The 20,690-nt window shown below is 68.5% G+C and carries 20 protein-coding genes; 12 read left to right on the top strand and 8 right to left on the bottom strand.

The features are described 5' to 3' along the window. Positions 1 to 3: 3 nt before the first annotated feature. The 3 genes from ACNI14_RS00515 to ACNI14_RS00505 form a co-directional block, all read right to left on the bottom strand. Positions 4 to 1,338 carry a cryptochrome/photolyase family protein gene (locus tag ACNI14_RS00515; protein WP_420517969.1) on the bottom strand — a complete coding sequence of 445 codons (1,335 nt, stop codon included), beginning with the start codon at positions 1,336 to 1,338 and terminating at the stop codon, positions 4 to 6. A gap of 134 nt (positions 1,339 to 1,472) precedes the next feature. Further along, positions 1,473 to 2,072: an NADPH-dependent FMN reductase gene (locus ACNI14_RS00510; RefSeq protein ID WP_420517968.1), complete on the bottom strand. Its 600-nt coding sequence runs from the start codon at positions 2,070 to 2,072 to the stop codon at positions 1,473 to 1,475. 158 nt (positions 2,073 to 2,230) lie between these two features. Further along, on the bottom strand, positions 2,231 to 3,001 hold the full coding sequence (locus tag ACNI14_RS00505; RefSeq protein ID WP_420517967.1) for a MerR family transcriptional regulator: 771 nt from the start codon (positions 2,999 to 3,001) through the stop codon (positions 2,231 to 2,233). Positions 3,002 to 3,095: 94 nt separating this feature from the next. Here ACNI14_RS00505 and ilvD point away from each other — a divergent pair, with 94 nt between their 5' ends. The 8 genes from ilvD to ACNI14_RS00465 all read left to right on the top strand — a co-directional run bounded on the left by ilvD (position 3,096) and on the right by ACNI14_RS00465 (position 12,771). Next, positions 3,096 to 4,793, top strand: coding sequence for a dihydroxy-acid dehydratase (gene ilvD / locus ACNI14_RS00500; protein ID WP_420517966.1), 1,698 nt, complete (start codon positions 3,096 to 3,098; stop codon positions 4,791 to 4,793). A 768-nt stretch (positions 4,794 to 5,561) separates the two neighbouring features. Further along, complete coding sequence (locus tag ACNI14_RS00495; protein ID WP_420517965.1) at positions 5,562 to 7,415, top strand: acetolactate synthase large subunit; 1,854 nt, start codon at positions 5,562 to 5,564, stop codon at positions 7,413 to 7,415. 4 nt (positions 7,416 to 7,419) lie between these two features. Beyond that, positions 7,420 to 7,938, top strand: a complete 519-nt coding sequence (ilvN, locus tag ACNI14_RS00490) for an acetolactate synthase small subunit (protein WP_420517964.1) — start codon at positions 7,420 to 7,422, stop codon at positions 7,936 to 7,938. Positions 7,939 to 8,035: 97 nt separating this feature from the next. After that, a complete protein-coding gene (ilvC, locus tag ACNI14_RS00485) occupies positions 8,036 to 9,064 on the top strand; it encodes a ketol-acid reductoisomerase (RefSeq protein ID WP_420517963.1) in 1,029 nt (342 codons plus the stop codon). Continuing rightward, positions 9,061 to 10,119, top strand: a complete 1,059-nt coding sequence (locus tag ACNI14_RS00480; RefSeq protein WP_420517962.1) for a 3-isopropylmalate dehydrogenase — start codon at positions 9,061 to 9,063, stop codon at positions 10,117 to 10,119. The genes ilvC and ACNI14_RS00480 overlap by 4 nt, the downstream gene beginning before the upstream one ends. A 106-nt stretch (positions 10,120 to 10,225) precedes the next feature. Beyond that, the gene (locus ACNI14_RS00475) at positions 10,226 to 11,359 is read left to right on the top strand and encodes a branched-chain amino acid aminotransferase (RefSeq protein WP_420517961.1); all 1,134 of its coding nucleotides are present in this window, start codon (positions 10,226 to 10,228) and stop codon (positions 11,357 to 11,359) included. A gap of 75 nt (positions 11,360 to 11,434) precedes the next feature. Further along, positions 11,435 to 11,773, top strand: coding sequence for a YrdB family protein (locus ACNI14_RS00470; protein WP_420517960.1), 339 nt, complete (start codon positions 11,435 to 11,437; stop codon positions 11,771 to 11,773). A gap of 29 nt (positions 11,774 to 11,802) precedes the next feature. Next, positions 11,803 to 12,771 carry an alpha/beta fold hydrolase gene (locus tag ACNI14_RS00465; protein WP_420517959.1) on the top strand — a complete coding sequence of 323 codons (969 nt, stop codon included), beginning with the start codon at positions 11,803 to 11,805 and terminating at the stop codon, positions 12,769 to 12,771. A 9-nt stretch (positions 12,772 to 12,780) separates the two neighbouring features. Here ACNI14_RS00465 and ACNI14_RS00460 read toward each other — a convergent pair whose 3' ends face one another. The 5 genes from ACNI14_RS00460 to ACNI14_RS00440 form a co-directional block, all read right to left on the bottom strand. Beyond that, positions 12,781 to 13,482 carry a winged helix-turn-helix domain-containing protein gene (locus ACNI14_RS00460; protein WP_420517958.1) on the bottom strand — a complete coding sequence of 234 codons (702 nt, stop codon included), beginning with the start codon at positions 13,480 to 13,482 and terminating at the stop codon, positions 12,781 to 12,783. Continuing rightward, positions 13,479 to 14,261 carry a phosphate ABC transporter ATP-binding protein PstB gene (pstB, locus tag ACNI14_RS00455; RefSeq protein WP_518486576.1) on the bottom strand — a complete coding sequence of 261 codons (783 nt, stop codon included), beginning with the start codon at positions 14,259 to 14,261 and terminating at the stop codon, positions 13,479 to 13,481. The genes ACNI14_RS00460 and pstB overlap by 4 nt, the downstream gene beginning before the upstream one ends. A 73-nt stretch (positions 14,262 to 14,334) precedes the next feature. Then, entirely contained in the window at positions 14,335 to 15,258 is a 924-nt protein-coding gene (gene pstA, locus ACNI14_RS00450) for a phosphate ABC transporter permease PstA (protein WP_420517956.1), read from the bottom strand. Further along, positions 15,255 to 16,178, bottom strand: coding sequence for a phosphate ABC transporter permease subunit PstC (pstC, locus tag ACNI14_RS00445; RefSeq protein WP_420517955.1), 924 nt, complete (start codon positions 16,176 to 16,178; stop codon positions 15,255 to 15,257). The genes pstA and pstC overlap by 4 nt, the downstream gene beginning before the upstream one ends. 82 nt (positions 16,179 to 16,260) lie before the next feature. Next, on the bottom strand, positions 16,261 to 17,271 hold the full coding sequence (locus tag ACNI14_RS00440) for a PstS family phosphate ABC transporter substrate-binding protein (protein WP_420517954.1): 1,011 nt from the start codon (positions 17,269 to 17,271) through the stop codon (positions 16,261 to 16,263). A 239-nt stretch (positions 17,272 to 17,510) separates the two neighbouring features. Between ACNI14_RS00440 and ACNI14_RS00435 the strand changes: the two genes are divergently transcribed. The 4 genes from ACNI14_RS00435 to ACNI14_RS00420 all read left to right on the top strand — a co-directional run bounded on the left by ACNI14_RS00435 (position 17,511) and on the right by ACNI14_RS00420 (position 20,645). Next, on the top strand, positions 17,511 to 18,236 hold the full coding sequence (locus tag ACNI14_RS00435) for a M50 family metallopeptidase (protein WP_420517953.1): 726 nt from the start codon (positions 17,511 to 17,513) through the stop codon (positions 18,234 to 18,236). A gap of 79 nt (positions 18,237 to 18,315) precedes the next feature. Then, positions 18,316 to 18,585, top strand: a complete 270-nt coding sequence (locus ACNI14_RS00430) for an SHOCT domain-containing protein (protein ID WP_420517951.1) — start codon at positions 18,316 to 18,318, stop codon at positions 18,583 to 18,585. Then, positions 18,582 to 20,009: a multicopper oxidase family protein gene (locus ACNI14_RS00425; RefSeq protein ID WP_420517950.1), complete on the top strand. Its 1,428-nt coding sequence runs from the start codon at positions 18,582 to 18,584 to the stop codon at positions 20,007 to 20,009. The genes ACNI14_RS00430 and ACNI14_RS00425 overlap by 4 nt, the downstream gene beginning before the upstream one ends. Before the next feature lie 198 nt (positions 20,010 to 20,207). Then, positions 20,208 to 20,645 (top strand): OsmC family protein, encoded by a 438-nt coding sequence (locus tag ACNI14_RS00420; RefSeq protein WP_420517949.1) that lies wholly within the window; start codon positions 20,208 to 20,210, stop codon positions 20,643 to 20,645. The last annotated feature ends 45 nt before the right edge of the window (positions 20,646 to 20,690 follow it).

The following is a 20,690-nucleotide window of genomic DNA, read 5'->3' as shown; positions in this document are numbered from 1 at the left end:
ACGCTATCGCCCTTCGCGGCCCTTCGCTCGTCGGTTGAGTGCAAGCGCGGTCTCGCGCTCGGCCTTGTGGTCGACGATGGGGGCCGGGTACTCGGGGGTGTCGAGCTCGGGGACCCACCGCTGGACGTACCGGCGGTGGGGGTCGAACTTGGACAGCTGGGTGTCCGGGTTGAAGACCCGGAAGTACGGCGAGGCGTCCCGGCCGGTGCCGGCGACCCACTGCCAGTTGAGCTGGTTCTGGGAATGGTCGTAGTCCAGGAGCGCGCGCCGGAAGTGGTCGGCGCCGCGCTGCCACGGCAGGTGCAGGTCCTTCACGAGAAAGCTCGCGACGACCATGCGCACGCGGTTGTGCATCCATCCGGTGGAGGCCAGCTGCCTCATGCCGGCATCCACGAGCGGGAAGCCGGTGCGGCCCTCGCGCCACGCGACGAAGGCCGCGTCTGCACCCGGGCCGGTCGCCCAGTCCTCGTCGCGCACCACCGTGGAGAGCGACTCGCGCAGCGCCTGCGGCTCGTGCCACAGAGTGTCGGCGTGGAACTCGCGCCACGACAGTTCGGACTCGAAGGTGCGGGCGGCTGAGTGGTCGACGGCGCCGGTGAGCGCCAGCACGGTGCGCGGGTGCACGAGCCCGAACGCGAGGGCGCTCGACAGGTGAGAGGTGGAGTCCAGGTCGGGGCGGTCGCGCTCGTCGACGTACGCGGAGATGTCGCCGTCGACGAACTCCTCGAGCGACTCGCGCACGCGGGCTTCGCGAAACTCGTGCGGACTCTCGAGCGGGTCCTCTGCGTCGCCGTGCGCGGCGATCTGGTCGAGGTCGACGTCGGACGGGTCGGGGTCCAGGTGCACGAAGGATTCAGGGTCGGCCGGTCCGGCGGGGGAACGCCAGCCGTGCTCGCGCCACGCGCCGCGAAAGGGAGTGAAGACGCGGTACGGCGTGCCGTCGCCCTTCCTGACCCGGCCCGGTGCCACCGCGTACGGCGACCCGATCATCTGCAGCTCGCGGCCGTCGGCCTCGAGCGCCGCGGCGACCTCGTGCTGCTCGCGTACGCCGGAGGGGGTGTACTCCTGTGCCGCCCAGACCACTGACGCATCGGCCGCCCGAGCGGCGCCGAGCACAGCATCGGCCGCGCTGGCCCGTCGCACCGCGAGCGCGCCGCCGGTGCCCTCGCGCAGCGACCACAGCACCCGCGCGAGGTGGGCGCGGCGCCGTCCCGACCAGAAGTGCAGCGCCGGCGTCCACGCGAAGATCGCGGCGGCCGGGCCATCCTCCTGCGCCGAGAGCAGCGCGGGGTTGTCGTCGAGGCGCAGGTCGCGGCGGGCCCACCAGAGTCGCGTCATGCCGGGCACAACGCAGAACGGCCGCCGGGCAATCCCGGCGGCCGTTCTGTACTGCTCATCTCACTCGATACCCATCACGTCCAACGTGGGAGACCGTGTGAGTGCTGGATACCCAGCAGGTCCAATGTGGGGGATCAGACGTTGGCGTTCATGCGCGTGTGCGACTCGACGTGGTCCACCGCGGCGTTCACGAACCCACCGAGCACGGCGGCCTGAGCGTCGTCCTGCAGCGAGCCGTCCTGGCCGAATGCGGCCGGGTTGAAGTGGAAGAACGTCTCGGGCTGGCCCAGCGTGGGCGACGAGAAGTGCGCGAGGATGTTGCGCAGGTGCTGCTGCGCCATCGCGGTGCCGGTGGCGCCGATCGAGACCCCCATGACGGCGACGGGCTTGCCGGTGAAGGAGTTCTGGCCCCAGGGACGCGAGGCCCAGTCGAGGGCGTTCTTGAGGGCGCCGGGGATCGAGCGCGAGTACTCGGGGGTGACGATGATCAGTCCATCGACGTCCTCGATGGACTGCTTCCACTCGTTGGCGACGTCGGGCCAGTTGCCGTCGAGCTCGTAGTTGTAGATGGGGAGCTGAGTGAGGTCCAGGTGGACGAACTCAACGTTCTGGTCGTCGGCGAGCGTGGGGAGCACGGTCGCGACCTTCTTGTTGATCGATCCTTCTGCGACGGATCCGACGATGATGCCGATGCGAGTCATGGTGTAGTCCTTGTCGTTGGGTACGGGGGTCATGGCTGTCGGCAGCGATGGCGACACCTGATCAACAATAGATGATGTTTCAACTATTCCCGTACGGCGCTCTTTTCTCCTCGACCGACCCGGCCACGCATACGGCCGATGCGGTCGTCGGCAAGGCGACGACCGCATCGGCCGGAGGGAGCCGGCGGGCGCTAGAGGTGCGCGTCCGCGTAGACCTCGGCGCCGTCGCGGAGCAGCTGCGCCGCCCCCGGGGCGACCTCGTCGTAGTGCGAGCGGAACCGCTCGTCGTCCACGTACATCTGCGTGAGTCCGCGGTACGCGTCCGCATCGGGCGTCCAGATGACGCTCACCCAGGCGTGGTGACGGGCGATCACCTCCTGGACCTCGGGGCTGTCGGGGGCCAGGTGGACCCGTACTGCGGCGCCGAGCGCCTCGACGATCTCGCGGTCCGTCTGCATGTGGCGGCGCTTGCCGTCCTCGCCCAGCTTCGCCCACTGCGCGTTCGAGGCGTCGACGGTCGCGTCGCCCCAGCGCTCGCGGGCCTCGGGCTCGTACTGCGTGTGGTCGAACCCGTCGAAGAGCTGTTCGGTGGTCATGGTCTTGCCTTTCTCGAGTGAGTCGATGGTTCGCGCGACGGTGGCCGCGAGGCGTGCGTAGCGGTCGCGCTCGGCGGTGAGGCCCGCGAGATGGGCGCGCAGCTGCGCGACGGTCTCCGCCGGATCGTCCGCCTCGACGATGCGGCCGATGCGGTCGAGGCCGGTGCCCAGTTCGCGCAGCACGAGGATGTGCTGGAGCCGGAGCAGCTCCGGACGGGAGTAGTGGCGGCGGCCGTCCGTCCCCGTCCACGCGGGGGTCAGCAGGCCGATGCTGTCGTAGTGGCGCAGGGTGCGGCTCGTCACCCCGGTGAGGCGTGCCAGCTGGGCGATGTCGAGGGTGCCGTCGGTGCGGTCGGTGGTGGTCATGTCTCGACTGTAGGAGTTGACGCGGCGTCAATGTCAAGGCGCGTTTTCGCGACTGTTGCGCGCGACCCCACGGCGCCGTCCTAGACTCCGGTCTATGACGCAGACGCCTGATATCAAGCCCCGCTCCCGCCAGGTGACCGACGGACTGGAGGCCACGGCCTCGCGCGGCATGCTTCGTGCCGTCGGCATGGGCGACGACGACTGGGTCAAGCCCCAGATCGGCATCGCGAGCTCGTGGAACGAGATCACGCCGTGCAACCTTTCCCTGCAGCGTCTCGCGCAGGCGTCGAAGGAGGGCGTCCACTCCGGCGGCGGGTACCCGCTCGAGTTCGGCACCATCTCCGTTTCCGATGGCATCTCGATGGGCCACGAGGGCATGCACTTCTCTCTCGTGTCGCGCGACGTGATCGCCGACTCCGTTGAGGTCGTGATGAGCGCCGAGCGACTGGACGGTTCCGTCCTGCTGGCCGGCTGCGACAAGTCGCTGCCCGGCATGCTGATGGCGGCCGCGCGGCTCGACCTCGCCTCAGTGTTCCTCTACGCCGGCTCGATCATGCCCGGCCACGTCAAGCTGTCCGACGGCACGGAGAAGGACGTCACGGTCATCGACGCGTTCGAGGCGGTGGGCGCGTGCGCTCGCGGGCTGATGTCCGAGGAGGACCGGCTCGCGATCGAGAAGGCGATCTGCCCCGGAGAGGGCGCGTGCGGTGGGATGTTCACCGCGAACACGATGGCGTCCGTGGGCGAGGCGCTCGGGATGTCCGTGCCTGGCTCCGCGTCGCCGCCCAGCGCCGACCGCCGCCGCGACATGTACGCGCGCAAGTCGGGCGAGGCCGTGGTCGAGATGCTGCGCCAGGGGATCACGGCGCGCGACATCATGACCAAGGAGGCGTTCGAGAACGCCATCGCCGTGGTCATGGCCTTCGGCGGCTCGACCAACGCGGTGCTCCACCTGCTCGCGATCGCGCACGAGGCAGACGTCGACCTGACGCTCGACGACTTCTCGCGCGTGGCCGCCAAGGTGCCGCACCTGGGCGACCTCAAGCCGTTCGGCCAGTTCGTGATGAACGACGTGGACCGCGTGGGCGGCGTGCCCGCGGTGATGAACACCCTGCTGCAGGCCGGGCTCATGCACGGCGACGTCATGACCGTGACCGGCAAGACGCTGGCCGAGAACATGGAGGAGCTGAAGCCGGAGAAGATCGACGGCCGCGTGGTGCGGGCGCTGAACAACCCGATCCACAAGACCGGCGGCATCACGATCCTCAAGGGCTCGCTCGCGCCTGAGGGCGCCGTGGTGAAGTCCGCGGGCTTCGACGACTCGGTGTTCACCGGCACCGCGCGCGTGTTCGACCGCGAGAGGGCTGCTCTCGACGCGCTCAACGACGGCACCATCACGGCGGGCGACGTCGTGGTGATCCGCTACGAGGGTCCCAAGGGCGGGCCCGGAATGCGCGAGATGCTGGCCATCACCGCCGCGATCAAGGGCGCGGGCCTGGGCAAGGATGTGCTGCTGGTCACCGACGGACGCTTCTCCGGCGGCACCACCGGACTGTGCGTGGGCCACATGGCTCCCGAGGCCGTCGACGGCGGCCCGATCGCCTTCGTGCGCGACGGCGACCAGATCACCTTGGATGTCGAGAACGGCCTGCTGAACCTGGATGTGCCCGAGGACGAGCTCGCCGCCCGCCGCGAGGGCTGGGCGCCGCTGCCGCCCGTCTACACCAAGGGCGTGCTGGCCAAGTACGCGAAGCTCGTGCAGTCCGCGTCGAAGGGCGCCGTCCTCGAGTGAGCCGCCGGCGCTGGCCCGGTACACGCGTGAGTCAACCGTGCGCGCGCCAACCCTGTGCGCTCTGAGTCTCCTCGAGCTCCGCGCTCGTCCCGTTCGCGGTCTTCGCTCGCCGCGCCCTGCTCCTTCGGCGACCCGCGCCCGGCTCCACCCGCTCGCGCCCTGCTCCTTCGGCGCCCCGCACCCCACGTCCGTACCTGGCTCCCCGCTGCCCGCACCCGGCTCCACCCGGTCCTCCCGCTCGCGCTCCTCGCGCAAGTGTCGATTTTTGGTCGCTTTGGGCGGCAGATCTGCACGGAAATCGACACTTGCGGAGACGGCGAGGGTGGGTGCCGCGCAAATCGTGGGTCGGCGCCGGGCGGGCGGGGCATCCGCCGATGCGGGGGTCACGCGAGGCCGATGCGCTCGCTGGGTGGGGTGCAGCGCGCGCGGCAGGCGACGCTCAGGGTCCTCCACGAGACGCGGAGCCTCCGGAACCGACACTGAGCGCCCACTGGGACGCTAAGGCGGGGAGGGTGGGGGTGTCTTAGGATGTGAGACGGTGAACCACTATTTGAGATAGTTGGCCCAAATGGCGACACGGGCCCCCTCCTAGGCGTACAGTCTCTAGTTATGCAGACGATTCTCGTAGTTACCGGGCGCGCGGACCTCTAGTCCAAGCCCAGGCATCGTCCGCGCGCATACCCCCGACAGCCGCCCAAGGCTGAGGGGTTTTTTCATGCGAGGCGGATGCGAGAGCCGCCTCATCAGTTCGACTCAATGGGAGAGAAGATGGCACAGGTCAAGGCCCCCAAGCCTTCGGCACTGACGAGCCCGGCCCCCGGGTCCGCCCGGCCGCCCGCCACGGCGACGGCCTCCGTCAGTGAAGGAGAGCGGATGTCCGGCGCGCAGTCGCTCATCCGCTCGCTCGAGAGCGCGGGAGCCACCGACATCTTCGGTCTCCCCGGCGGAGCGATCCTGCCCGCGTACGACCCCCTGATGGACTCGACCCAGCTGCGGCACATCCTGGTGCGCCACGAGCAGGGCGCAGGCCACGCCGCACAGGGCTACGCCCACGCCACCGGCAAGCCGGGCGTGTGCATCGCGACCTCCGGCCCGGGCGCCACCAATCTGGTCACGCCCATCGCCGATGCGAACATGGACTCGATCCCTCTGGTCGCCATCACCGGTCAGGTCGCCGCGGGCTCGATCGGCACGGACGCCTTCCAAGAGGCGGACATCGTGGGCATCACGCAGCCCATCACCAAGCACAACGTGCTGGTGACGGACCCCGACGACATCCCGCGCGCCGTGGCCGAGGCGTTCTACATCGCCACTCACGGCCGCCCCGGCCCCGTGCTGGTGGACGTCGCCAAGTCCGCGATGCAGTCACAGACCACGTTCCACTGGCCCGAGCGCATCGAGCTGCCCGGCTTCAACGCCGGCGCGCGCCCGCACGCCAAGACGGTGCAGGAGGCGGCTCGCCTGCTCGCGACCGCCCGTCGCCCCGTGCTGTACGTGGGTGGCGGAGTGATCCGGGCCGGCGCATCGGCCGGCCTGCGCCGCCTCACCGATCTGTCTGGCGCAGCCGCCGTGACCACGCTGATGGCTCGCGGCGCGCTGCCCGACTCCCACCCGCAGAACCTGGGCATGCCCGGCATGCACGGCACCGTGGCCGCCGTCGCGGCGCTGCAGAAGGCGGACCTGGTGGTCGCGCTGGGCGCTCGCTTCGACGACCGCGTCACCGGCAAGCTCGAGAGCTTCGCGCCGCACGCGACCATCGTGCACGCCGACATCGACCCCGCGGAGATCGGCAAGAACCGCGCGGTCGACGTGCCGATCGTGGGAGACCTCAAGGAGGTCTTCTCCGCCCTGGTGCCCGCGCTCGAGGCCGAGCACGCGCGCCACGGCAAGCCCGACCTCGAGGCCTGGTGGGCGCAGCTGGACGACTGGCGCACCACGTACTCGCTGGGCTACACGCCCACCGACGACGGCCACGGCTCTCCGCAGTACGTGATCCAGCGCCTGGGCGAGATCTCGGGGCCGGACACCATCTTCACCGCGGGCGTGGGCCAGCACCAGATGTGGGCCAGCCAGTTCATCAAGTACGAGCACCCCAACACGTGGATCAACTCCGGCGGCCTGGGCACCATGGGCTTCTCGGTGCCCGCTGCCATGGGCGCCAAGGTGGGCGAGCCCGATCGCACGGTGTGGTCCATCGACGGCGACGGCTGCTTCCAGATGACCAACCAGGAGCTGGTCACCTGCGCCATCAACAACATCCCCATCAAGGTCGCGATCATCAACAACTCGTCGCTGGGCATGGTGCGCCAGTGGCAGACGCTGTTCTACGACTCGCGCTACTCCAACACGGACCTGCACACCGGCCACGGCACTCGCCGCATCCCCGACTTCGTCAAGCTGGCGGAGGCCATGGGGTGCGTGGGACTGCGCTGCGAGACCGATGCGGACGTGGACGCGACCATCAAGCGCGCCATGGAGATCAACGACCAGCCCGTGGTCGTGGACTTCACCGTGTCGCGCGACGCGATGGTGTGGCCCATGGTGGCGGCCGGCACGAGCAACGACGAGATTCAGTACGCCCGCGGCATCGCCCCCGAGTGGGACCGCGGCGAGGAGGAGTGACAGCATGACCAAGCACACGCTCTCGGTGCTCGTCGAGAACAAGCCGGGCGTGCTCGCACGCGTCTCCGGGCTGTTCTCCCGCCGCGCCTTCAACATCCACTCGCTGGCCGTGGGCCAGACCGAGCACCCGGGCATCTCGCGCATCACCGTCGTCGTCGACGTGGACGCGCACCCGCTCGAACAGGTCACCAAGCAGCTCAACAAGCTGGTGCACGTGCTCAAGATCGTCGAGCTCGACCGGGACAAGTCGGTGCAGCGCGACCTGCTGCTCATCAAGGTGCGCGCGGACGCCCGCCAACGGGCGGACGTGTTGCAGATCGTGGACCTGTTCCGTGCCCACGTGGTCGACGTGTCCCCGGACTCCCTCGTCATCGAGGCGGTCGGCTCGCCCGACAAGCTCGAGGCGCTGCTCGCAGCCCTCCAGCCGCACGACATCCGGGAGATCGTCCAGTCGGGCACCGTCGCGATCGGCCGCGGTCACAAGTCCATCACCGAGCGCGCCTTCGAGCGCGTGAGCGCATAAGCGAGCAGGAAGGCGGGACCCGGCCCGAGCATCGGCCGCTCCCCGCACACCACCCACTTTCACGGAATTCCACGAAACTCTAAGGAGAGAACCCACCATGGCTGAAATGTTCTACGAGCAGGACGCTGACCTGTCGATCATCCAGGGCAAGAAGGTGGCCGTCGTCGGCTACGGCTCGCAGGGCCACGCGCACTCGCAGAACCTGCGCGACTCGGGCGTCGAGGTGCGCGTCGCGCTCCGCGACGGCTCGCGCTCGACGCCGAAGGCCGAGAACGACGGCTTCACGGTGCTGTCCGTGGCCGACGCCGCGCAGTGGGCGGACCTCATCATGATCCTCGCGCCGGACCAGCACCAGCGCGACATCTACAACAACGAGATCAAGCCGCACCTGACCGAGGGCAAGGCCCTGGCATTCGCGCACGGCTTCAACATCCGGTTCGGTTACATCGACGTGCCCGAGGGCATCGACGTGCTGCTGATCGCCCCCAAGGCTCCCGGCCACACCGTGCGCCGCGAGTACGTCGCGGGCCGCGGCATCCCGGACATCGTCGCGGTCGAGGCCGACGCCTCGGGCAAGGCCTGGGACATCGCCCTGTCGTACGCGAAGGCCATCGGCGGCACGCGCGCCGGCGTCATCAAGACCACCTTCACCGAGGAGACCGAGACCGACCTGTTCGGCGAGCAGTCGGTGCTGTGCGGCGGCACGAGCCAGCTGGTGCAGTACGGCTTCGAGGTGCTGACCGAGGCCGGCTACCAGCCCGAGATCGCCTACTTCGAGGTGCTTCACGAGCTCAAGCTCATCGTGGACCTCATGCACGAGGGCGGCATCACCAAGCAGCGCTGGTCCGTGTCCGACACCGCCGAGTACGGCGACTACGTCTCCGGCCCCCGCGTGATCACCCCGGAGGTCAAGGAGAACATGAAGGCCGTGCTCGCAGACATCCAGTCCGGCGCGTTCGCCGAGCGGTTCATCGGCGACCAGGACAACGGCGGCAAGGAGTTCTCGGAGCTGCGCGCCAAGGGCGAGGGCCACCCGATCGAGGAGACCGGCCGCGAGCTGCGCAAGCTGTTCGCCTGGAAGGACGACGTCGACTCGGACTACGTGGACGGACAGACCGCTCGATGACCGCACAGATCCAGCCGCAGGCGTACCGCCTCGCGGTCGTCGCGGGCGACGGCATCGGCCCGGAGGTCGTGGCGGAGGGGCTCAAGTGCCTCGCCGCGGCGACCGAGGGGACCGGCATCTCGTTCGAGACCACCGAGTTCGACCTGGGCGCCAAGCGCTGGCACGCCACCGGGGACACCCTGGCGGCGGATGACCTCGAGGCCATCAAGGGCCACGACGTGATCTTGCTCGGCGCCATCGGCGACCCGTCGGTTCCCTCCGGCGTGCTCGAGCGTGGAGTGCTGTTGCCACTGCGCTTCGCTCTCGACCAGTACGTGAACCTGCGCCCGTCGCGCCTGTACCCCGGGGAGGTGTCGCCGCTGCGCGACGTCGACGCCGTGGACTTCGTGGTGGTGCGAGAGGGCACCGAGGGTCCGTACGTGGGCAACGGCGGCGCGCTGCGCGTCGACACGCCTCACGAGATCGCGACCGAGGTGTCGGTGAACACCCGCCACGGCGTGGAGCGCGTGGTCCGCTACGCGTTCGAGACGGCGTCCAAGCGCGACCGCAAGCAGCTCACGCTGGTGCACAAGCACAACGTGCTGGTGCACGCCGGTCACCTGTGGCGCCGCACGGTCGAGGCCGTCGCGCCGGAGTTCCCGGACGTCACGTGGGACTACCTGCACATCGACGCCGCGACCATCGTGATGACCACCGACCCGGCCCGGTTCGACGTGATCGTCACCGACAACCTGTTCGGCGACATCCTCACGGACCAGGCGGCTGCGATCTCGGGCGGCATCGGCCTGGCGGCCTCGGGGAACGTCAACCCCGACCGCACCTATCCGTCGATGTTCGAGCCCGTGCACGGCTCCGCTCCCGACATCGCGGGGCAGGGGATCGCGGACCCGTCCGCGACCGTGCTCTCGGTCGCGCTCATGCTCGACTTCCTCGGCTACCCGGAGCTCGCTGAGCGCGTGGAGAGCGCGGTGGCGGCCGATGCGGCAGCCAAGGATGGCTCGTCTCGCACCACGGTGCAGGTCGGCGACGCGCTCGCCGCGCGGATCCGCGGGTAGTTAGCCATGCGGCGCGTCCTGGAAGGTGCTGAGTGCCCGAATTTGCCAATTCTGAGCACTCAGCACCTTCCGGGGCGCCATCCACGCACCACGAAGGGGAACCGAGATGACTGACACCACCGCATCGGCCGCGCATTCCAGTGCCGCGGTGTCGAACGCAGCCGCCTTCGACGTGCGCCCGAGCGCGAACCCGCTGCCTGCCGCCGAACGCGAGGCCGCGCTCGCGGACCTCAAGTTCGGCACTCAGTTCACCGATCACATGGTGCGCATGCAGTGGCGCGTCGACGAGGGCTGGGGAGACCGCCGCGTCGAGGCCTACGGCCCGCTCCAACTCGACCCGGCTGCAGCGGTGCTGCATTACGCGCAGGAGATCTTCGAGGGTCTCAAGGCGTACAAGTGGGCCGACGGCAGCGTCCACCTGTTCCGCCCCGAGGCCAACGCGCAGCGCTTCAACCGGTCCGCCCACCGCCTCGCGCTGCCTGAACTGCCGGTCGAGGACTTCATCGGGTCCATCGAGGCGCTGGTCGACATCGACGAGGCCTGGGTGCCCGGCGTCGAGGAGTCCAGCCTCTACCTACGGCCCTACATGTTCGCCTCCGAGGCGTTCCTGGGCGTGCGGCCCGCGCACATCATCGACTACCTGCTCATCGCCTCTCCCGTGGGGCCGTACTTCCCGGGCGGGGTGAAGCCGGTGTCGATCTGGGTCGCGCAGGGCTTCCACCGCGCCGGCCCCGGCGGCACGGGCGATGCGAAGTGCGGCGGCAACTACGCCGCGTCGCTGCTGCCACAGCAGCAGGCGGCGAAGCACGGCTGCCAGCAGGTGCTGTTCCTCGACGCCAAGGAGGACCGGTACCTCGAGGAGCTGGGCGGCATGAACGTGTTCGTGGTGCGCCGCGACGGCACCATCGAGACCCCGCGCCTGACCGGCACCATCCTCGAGGGAATCACGCGTTCGAGCGTGATCCGCCAGCTCGAGGATGACGGCCGCAAGGTCATCGAGAAGGACATCACGCTGGACGAGGTGCGCGAGGGTGTCGAGAGCGGCGACATCGCCGAGCTCTTCGCGTGCGGCACCGCTGCCGTCGTCACCCCCGTGGGCCGCCTCGCGTCTCCCACCTTCGACGTCACCGTGAACGGCGGCGAGGCCGGCAGCGTCACGATGGGCATCCGTCAGCGCCTCACCGACATCCAGTACGGCCGCGACGAGGACACCTACGGCTGGATGCGCCGCGTCGCCTGACCCGTCACGCTGGGCCGGGGCAATACGGCCGATGCGGGGGCTGGCTTGGCCTCGCCGGCATGGCACGCTAGGGCCATGAACAGGGCTGGCGGAGCGACCGTATTCTTGGCCGAACTCGGCATGTATGTCGGGCTCGCATGGTGGGGCCTCGCGGCCTACCAGGGCGCGATGTCGTGGGTCGTCGGCATCGGCCTGCCGGTGGTCGTCATGGCCATCTGGGCGGTGTTCCTGTCCCCGCGCGCCACCATGCCCCCGCCCGAGTCCGCTCAGACCTCCGTGCGCATCGGCCTGCTGCTGCTCGGTGCCGTGGCCTTCTGGGCCGTGGGGATGCCGATCCTCGCGATCGCTCAGGCGATCCTCGCGGTCGTCGGGACGGGGCTGGCGCTACGCGCCCGCGGCGCAGACCGCCCGTAGCGCCGGCCCCCTCGGGAGACAATGACGCCATGAGCAGCACAGGCAGCGAGCAGCGCTACCGCGAGGCCGAGGCGGCCATGTGGGCGCACCACGGCATGGAGCCCACCGAGCGGTGGGTCGAGGCGGAGGATCTCGGCATCCGCGTCCACGCGAACGAGCACGGCCAGGGGCGGCCCTCGATCTTCATCCACGGCACGCCCACCGCAGGCGGGGTGTTCGTGCCGCTCGTGGGCCAGCTGACCGGCGTGCGCGCGGTCGTCGTCGACCGCCCCGGATGCGCGCTCAGCGAGCCGCTGGACTACCGGGGCATGTCGCCGGATCGCGCTCGTGAAGTGATCGAGATCTGGATGTCTCGCCTCGTCGAGGCCGTCTCCGACGAGCCGGTGGACCTGGTCGCGAGCTCCGCGGGCGGCTTCGTGGCGCTCGTCCTCGCGGCCCACCGGCCGGAGCTGGTGCGCAGCGTCGCGCTGCTGGGCGCGCCGGCGGTCGAGGGGATGAACCTGCCGGTGTGGATGCGCATGGCGACATTCGCGCCCGTCGCGAACGCCGTCGCCCGCCACGATGTCAACAAGGGAGACCTGCGCCGATCCTTCAAGTCCATGGGTCACGGCGACCTGGTCGCCAAGGGCGGCATCTCGCAGGCGGACCTCGAGTGGCGCTACGCGCTGTCCCGCGACACGGACACCTACGCGCACGACATGCAGATGATGCGTCAGGCGGCCACGTGGCGCGGGCCGCGACCGGGCTGGGTCGCGACCACGGACGAGATCGAGTCGCTGACCGTGCCGTCCCTGTGGGTGGCGGGGGACAACGATCCGTTCGCAACGCCCGACCGCATTCGCGAGTGGGCCTCACACGCCCCCGACGCGACGTTCACGGTCATGGAGGGCTCGGGGCACCAGCCGTGGATCGACCGCCCCGCCGCGCACGCACGCGTGCTCGAGGACTGGTGGGCGAGCATCGGCCGTATGCAGGAGGCTGAGGGCGGCGGACACTGAGCGTCGCCGCTACGGGCAGAGGCGGTAGCCGACTCTGTGAACCGTCTCGATAGGTGTGCTCTCATGGGGCACGGCCTCCTTGAAGGCCGCCCTGAGCTGGCCAATCGTGACTCTCGTACGGACGCCCGGCTCGGAAGAGGGGTCCTCGAACTCGTGAATGAGCTCGCGCATGGTCAGCACGCGCGGGTGTGCCGCCATCATGTACCGCAGCAAGGTGTAGCTGCGGGGCGTGATGGCGACGGGCTGACCGTGCCACGTCACCAGGTAGCCGCTGTCGTCGAGGGTGAGGTTGCCGATCTTCAGCACCAGAGGGTTGACCGGCTCGAGGACTTGGGCGCTGTGAGTGGCCTCGACGAGTTGCGCCGGTGTCACCGGCAGCTTGACGACGCTCGAGATCCCGTGATCGAAGAGCTCGGAGACGGTCTGGGTGGGACAGCCCTCTGCCACGCCAGCGATGACGGGCACATGCGCTACTGATCTCAGGACATCCACGAACTCCAGCAGCGGAAGGTCCTCCATGTCCGTGGGAACCAGAGCGATGGCCCTGGGGTGTCGACCCAGCGCCAAGAGAGCTCCGAGTCCGGTGGCTCTGTTGACCACGGCCAGGCCCTCATGCCGGAAGTCGATCGGGCGGCCTCGGATGAGCGCGTCGCGGTCGCCGACCGCGACCACCCTGACTGATGTTGCGAGCGGCGAAGTGCCGACGGTCAACCGAACCGTCCAGAGATGTAGTCCTCCGTGCGCGTGTCCCGGGGGCTCTCGAAGATCTTCTCTGTTCTGTCGAACTCGATGAGTGTGCCCGTGCGGTCGCCAGTCGCCTCGTTCTGGTTGACCGTGAAGAAGGCGGTGCGGTCGGCGACGCGGGCGGCTTGCTGCATGTTGTGCGTGACGATCACGATCGAGTAGTCGTCGCGCAGCTCGTGCATGAGGTCTTCGATCTTGGTGGTGGCGATCGGATCGAGCGCGGAGCAGGGCTCGTCCATGAGGATGACGTCTGGATCGGTCGCGATCGCGCGCGCGATGCACAACCGCTGCTGCTGGCCGCCCGACAGTCCGTACGCGTTCTGCTTGAGCTTGTCCTTCACCTCGTCCCACAGCGCCGCCCGGCGCAGGGTCCGCTCCACCAGGTCATCCATGTTCTCCACTTCCATCCCGGTGACACGAGGGCCGTAGGCGATGTTGTCGTAGATGGACTTGGGGAAGGGGTTCGGCTTCTGGAACACCATGCCGATGTGCCGACGCACCTCGATGGGGTCGATCTTGGGTCCGTAGACGTTGATGCCGTGGTACTCGACGCTTCCCTCGACTCGGGCGGTTGGGATCAGATCATTCATCCGGTTCAGGCAGCGCAGCACGGTGGACTTTCCGCAACCGGACGGCCCGATCAGAGCCGTGATCTCGTTGTGCCCAAAGTCGAGCGTCACGTCTGTGACCGCGTGGAAGTCGCCGTAGTAGACATTGAGGTCTTCGACTTTGAACACGGCGCTCAGGGGCCACGCGGTGCGCTCGGGGTGGTGTACGCCGTGAGTCATGGGTTTCACGTTCCTCAGTTGTTGGGTCGGATCAGAGTTCGCGGCGGTACCTGGCACGGAGCCAGATCGCCAAGGAGTTCATGAGCAGCAGGAGAGCGACCAGGACGAGTGCGCCCGCGGCCGCGAGGACGCGGAACTCCTCCTGCGGGCGGACCGCCCACTGGTAGATCTGCACGGGAATCGCGCTGTACGCGCCCGACAGGGCACTCTCCGGAAGGAACCGGACGAACGTGGTCGCGCCGACGAGAAGCAGCGGTGCGGTCTCTCCGATGGCCCGCGACATCGCCAGAATGGTGCCGGTCAGGATGCCGGGGATGGACAGCGGCAGCACCTGGCGCCACGTGGTCTGCCACTTGGTCGCGCCGAGACCGAGCGACGCGTCGCGCAGCGTCGAGGGCACCCCGCGGATGGCTTCGCGGGACGAGATGATGACCGTCGGCAGCACCATCATGGCGAGCGTGAGTGAGCCCGCGAAGGCGACGAATCCCAGGTCGAGCGGTCCACGCACGATGAATGCCAGCCCCAGGATGCCGAAGACGATCGAAGGCACCGCGGCGAGGTTCTGGATGTTGACCTCGATGACGCGGTTGTACCACTTGTTGCGGTCGGCGTACTCCTCGAGGTAGAGCGCGGCGCTGACGCCGAGCGGCACGATGGTGAGGAGCGTCCCGAGCATGACGTAGACGGTGCCGACGATCGCGGGGAGAAAGCCCGAGGTGGCAGTGTCGACCGACGACGGCATCTGGGTGAAGAGGTTGAGGTCGAGTCGCGGGCCGCCGCGGACGGTCACGAAGATGAGCAGCGTCGCAAGCATCACGATGCCGAGCAGGATGCTGAAGAGCAGCACCGCCCGGAAGAGCTCGCCTCTGATGTCGACGCCCGCGCGCTCGAGTCTCAGGTTGGTTTGGCGGGCAGTCTCCACCGCGACCTGCGTGCGCTTGGATGCCTTGCTCATTCGTAGACCTCTCGGTATTTGCGCACCAGCGCGATCGCGATCAAGTTGACTGTCAGCGTGATGAGGAAGAGCAGCGAGCCCACCGCGAAGACGGTGTAGTAGGCCGTTCCTCCCGTGGAGATGTCTCCCGTCGCGGTCCGGCCGATGAACGCCGTCATGGTGAGGATGGGGTCGTTGGGCCACAGCGTGAGGTTGGCCATGGCGCCGGCTGCCATGAGCACGACCATCGTCTCGCCGACCGCACGCGACAGGCCGAGCACGAAGGACGCGACGATCCCGGAGAAGGCGCTCGGCACCACCACCTTGGTGGCGACTTGCATGCGGGTGCTCCCCAGCCCGTAGGCGGCTTCTCGCAGTGCGCGGGGCACGGCGTTCATCGAATCCGAGGCGACCGATGCGACGGTGGGGATGACCATCACGCCCAGCACGAGGCCTGCGGCGAGCAGGAACTGGAACCCGGGCTCTTCGCCCATCTTTCCGGGCAGCCAGGTGGGCCAGTTGTCCTTGAGGACGGGGCCCACGAAGAACAGGGCGAAGATGCCGTAGACCACCGTGGGAATACCTTCGAGGATCTCGAGCAGCGGCTGAAGGATCTTGCGCATTCGGGGCCCGGCGTACTCGCTCATGTAGATGGCGGAGCCGAGTCCTGCAGGCAGCGCCACGATCGAGGAGTACAGGACGATCGCGAAGGTGCCCCCCACGATGTGGATCACCCCGTAGGTCGGGTCTGCGAACAGTGGTCCCCACGGATCCATCGAGAAGAACCGGTCGATGGGCACCGTGCGGAAGAATTCGATCGTCGGCAGCACCAGCGCGAAGACGATGCCGATGGTGATGAGTACCGCCACTGAGGCGGCCAGGAACAGCCACGCCACGATCACCTTCTCGCCGATGCGGGAACGCGATGCTTCGAGCGTCATCGGCGCATTCGAGCGACGGGTGATCGTGGACGTGGCCATTCCAGAGCTACTTTCGCTAGAGGTTCGGTAGACCGGGCAGTGCTTAGAGCAGCGACTCGAGGCTGGTGTTCGCCTCTGCGGACTGCTCGTCGGTCAGCGGGATGAATCCTGCGGTCTCAGCGATCGTGGCCTGGTTGGTGATGTAGAACTCGAGGAACGAGAGGACCTCGGGCTTCTGGAGCGCAGCGTCCGAGGGGTAGAGGAACAGCTGGCGGCCGAGCGGGTTGTACGAGGCGTCCATCACGGCGTCGAGCGAAGGCGCGACACAGTCGCCCGCCTCGTTCTCGATCTCGATGGCGCGAACCTGGTCGCCTGCTGCCTCGACGAAGGACAGCGGGATGAATGCGGAGGCGCCTGACGAGCCGGCGACGCCAAGAACAGCGGCGTTGTCGTCCTCGCCGATGTCGTTGTAGGCCGTGTTGATCGAGCCGCTCTCACCGTTGATCTCCTCGGTGAAGAAGTCGAACGTGCCCGAGTCGGTGCCAGGACCGTACAGGGTGATCTCTTCGTCAGGGAAGTCCGAGCGGACGTCCGACCAGTTGGTCACCGGGTTGTCTGCACGCCACATCGACGAGATCTCGTCGACCGTGAGGCACTGTGCGAAGTCGTTCGCCGGGTTCACGACGACGGCGAGGCCGTCGTTCGCGATGCCGAGCTGGACGAACTCGACGCCGTTCTCGGCGCAGCGCTCGGCTTCGTCGTCCTTGATGGGGCGCGAGGCCTCGGAGATGTCGGTCTCGCCGTTGCAGAACTTCTCGAAGCCGCCTCCGGTGCCGGAGACGCCGACCGAGACGTTGACGTCGGGGTATTCCTCACCGAAGAGCTCAGCTGCGACCTCGGTGTTGGGGGCGACAGTGGAAGAGCCGTCGATGACGACTGCGCCGGACAGGCCCTCGGTCTCTTCTCCGGAATCGGCTGCTGCGACAGGGCTGCCGCTGTCCGCGACGGGTTCGGCGGTGTCGTCGGCCGGGTCGGAGCTGCAGGCGCTGAGCATGATCGTGGCGGCGGCGAACGTTGCGGTGATCGTCGCGATCTTGCGGTACTTAGTGGACACTCTCGTGATCCCTTCTTCGGCGGCGTGGAGCCAGCCATTCGGAATGTGACTCGTCGTCCGTCGGGCGACACATCACATGCAAGCCCACCCATATGAATACGACCTGAACGCGGGCAGTCGTACAGGTGAATATCCGCATAACGGCTGTGTAGGCCTTCGCGCCCGGGCACGGCAGGTGCCGGACGGTGAGCTGTTGGTACGGTGATCGCCCTTGTCGCGCAACAGGATCGGAGCCTCGCATGAGCCCCGTCGACGTCTGGCACGCGGTCTGGGAGGACGCGACCACGCAGGTGGTCGCGTCGACCGCGGCCGCGCTGTGGCCCCTGGCCGCAGTGGTCGTCTGCTTGGCGATTCCCCAGCTGTGGCACGCGGTGCGCCACGTCGTGACCATCGCGCACGAGGCAGGACACGCGAGCGTTGCGACCCTGCTGGGCCGGCAGGTGCGCGGGATCCGGCTGCACTCCGACACCTCGGGGCTCACCACGCACTCGGGCTCCACCAAGCGCCTGCCGCTCGCGCTGACCGCCTTTGCCGGCTACCCGGCGCCGGCGGTGCTGGGCGTGGGGGCCGCGGCGCTCCTCGGCGCCGGCTACGCGTTCGGACTGCTGTGGGCCACGGTCCTAGTGCTGGTGATCGTCCTGGTGCAGATCCGCAACGTGTACGGGTTCCTGGTGATGGTGCTCGCGATCGGAGCCTTCGGGTGGCTCGCGTGGTCGGCCCCCGATCCGTGGCGCGTGGGCGTCGCCTACGCCGTGACGTGGCTGCTGCTGCTGGGCGCGGTGCGTGCCGTGGTGGAGTTGCACGGGTCGCGCCGCTCCGCCGGCGGCGGGGGCTCCGACGCCGATGCGCTCGCTCGGTCCACGCGCGTGCCCGGCTTGGTCTGGGTGGGCGTGTTCTGGCTGGTCACCGCCGCGTGCGCGGTCTTCGGGGCGTGGCTGATGCTGGGGGACGTGGTCGGCGCGTAGCGCCCACTCGACGGCGCACCACAGAGAGTCATAATCGAAGGACGAGCCGCACCAAGACTGGCAGTCAGGAGAGGAAGCCATGGGCGATTGGGGTCACGGGATGGGCAGCTTCTGGGGGATGGGCGCGTGGTGGCTGCTCATCGTCATCGGAGTCGGCGTCCTCACCTACGTCGTGGCAAGGCTGGCGTCCCGGTCCGGTGACAGCAAGGGGTCCGGCGATGGGGCGCCATCCGCGCCGGGCCAGGCGCAGCCATCGGCCGCGCGCCAAATCCTCGAGGAGCGCCTCGCTCGCGGCGAGATCGACCGCGACGAGTTCCGCGATCTGCTTCGCACCCTCGACGACCAGTGACAGACCCGATCTCGCGCCGTAGCGCAATCGGCCTCGGTCTGCTGGGCGTGGGGTCCCTGGGCCTCGGAGTCGCGGGTGTGGCATCTTCCGGCTTCCGTTCGGGACCATGGGCGACGACCGCCCCGGGCGGTGCCGCCGCGGCCTCGTGGTCGGAGCCGACCGTGCTCGCGTCCTCAGGCGGCGCGCTCACGTGCGAACTCACCGTTTCCGAGACGCAGATCGACGTCGGTGGCTCGTCGGCACGGATGCTCGCGTATAACGGCGCGGTCCCCGGACCGACGTTGCACCTGCGCCCGGGGGACACGCTTCGCATTCACCTCACCAACGGTCTTGAGGAGCCCACCAACGTGCACACCCACGGCCTGCTGGTCAGCGCTGAAGGCAACGGGGACAACCCCTTTGTGTCAGTCGAGCCGGGGGAGTCGTTTGACTACGAGATCTCTTTGCCGGACGACCACCCGCACGGCGTGTTCTGGTACCACCCCCATCGCCACGGGTTCGTCGCAGACCAGCTGTTCGGAGGCCTCTACGGCGCCATCGTGGTCGACGAGGAGGACTGGTCGGAGGGTGCGCCGCGCATCGTCGTGGTGTCCGATGTGACTCTCTCGGGAGGTGCCGTCGCGGCTGTCTCCGACGCGGAGCGTCGCCGGGGGCGGGTGGGAGAAGTGGTACTCGCCAACGGGCTCGTGGCCCCACCCTTGGCGGTTTCACCTGGCCGCACGGAGCGGCTCCTGATCGTCAACGCGTGCGCCAGCCGATACCTCGACCTGGGTGGTCTCGCGATGTCTGTGCGTGGCGTCGACTCTGGGGCTTTCATTCCGCCGCGGGCGGTCGACCGGCTGGTGCTCGCGCCCGGCAACCGCGCGGACGTCCTCGTCGAGGGGCCCGAACGGCCTACGTCGTTGGTGGCGCGTGCCTACGAGCGCGGCGGGGGCGGCATGGGAATGATGGGTGCCGTTGCTCCGGAGGTTGATGCCACCATCCTGAGGCTGGTGCCCGACGCATCGGCCCACCCAAGTCCGGTCGCGCCCTCACGGGATTCGCCACGCGACCTCAGCGATGCCCACGTCGACCGCGCACGCACGCTCACCTTCACGATGGGCATGGGGCGCGGCATGACGTTCTTGATCGACGGTCTCGCCTTTGATCCCGACCGTGTCGACCACACGGTGGAACTCGATACCGTCGAGGAGTGGACGCTGGTCAACGCCACGATGATGGATCACCCCTTCCACCTGCACATCTGGCCCATGCAGTTGGTGGGCCACGAGGGCGTTGACTTCCGTGACGTGGTGGACGTGCCTGCGGGGAGCTCCGTCACTGTAAGAATCGCATTCGACCGTTTCCCCGGCCGCACGGTGTATCACTGCCACATCCTCGACCACGAGGATCTGGGCATGATGGGAGTGGTTCAAGCGCGCTGACGGGCGTGCCGAACGGTGCGGCTGGAAGGCCCAGCCAAAGGCGCACACTCCACTCTTGTTGCGGCTGGGGACCTTCGTCCCCTGCTTTCTTGAGGTGCATCCATAGCCTGGAGTCAGTCCCCCTCCGTCCCGGCGATGATGCGGGAGCGGTCTCGACGGAGCCGATCCTTCCCGTGTCATGAGCAATGGAGTGAAACCTTGGCTACCTTCGAAGCGACCGCAGTATCGACGTCCGACACCGGACTGACGGTCAAGGCACGGGAGTTCGAGTTCGTCGTGGACGAGCCGCAGTCCCTGGGTGGCGGCAACACGGGACCCAATCCGGTCGAGTATGTGCTGGGCGCGCTGCTCGGATGCCTGAACGTGGTGGTGCACCTGGTGGCGAGGGAGCACGGCGTGACGCTCACCTCGTTCAAGGCGACGGCGCGCGGCGACCTTGACCCGTCCAAGTTCATGGGCAAGAACATGGATGTGCGCGCGGGCTACGAGGCCATCGAGGTGACCATTGAGGTCGAGGGCGACGCGGAGCCCGACAAGCTGGACGAGATCGCTCGGATCTCCGAGTCCCGGTGCCCTGTCTCCGACAACCTGGCGTTCGCCACTCCGGTGGCGATCAAGATCGTGAAGATCGGCTAGCGGGCCAGCGCACCAAGGCTTTCGCACAGCGGGCCGCCCAAGATA

This window comes from Demequina pilifera (assembly GCF_048814985.1).
Taxonomy (GTDB): domain Bacteria; phylum Actinomycetota; class Actinomycetes; order Actinomycetales; family Demequinaceae; genus Demequina.
Note: the sequence above shows the minus strand (reverse complement) of the source record. Positions and strands in the feature narration are given on the sequence as shown.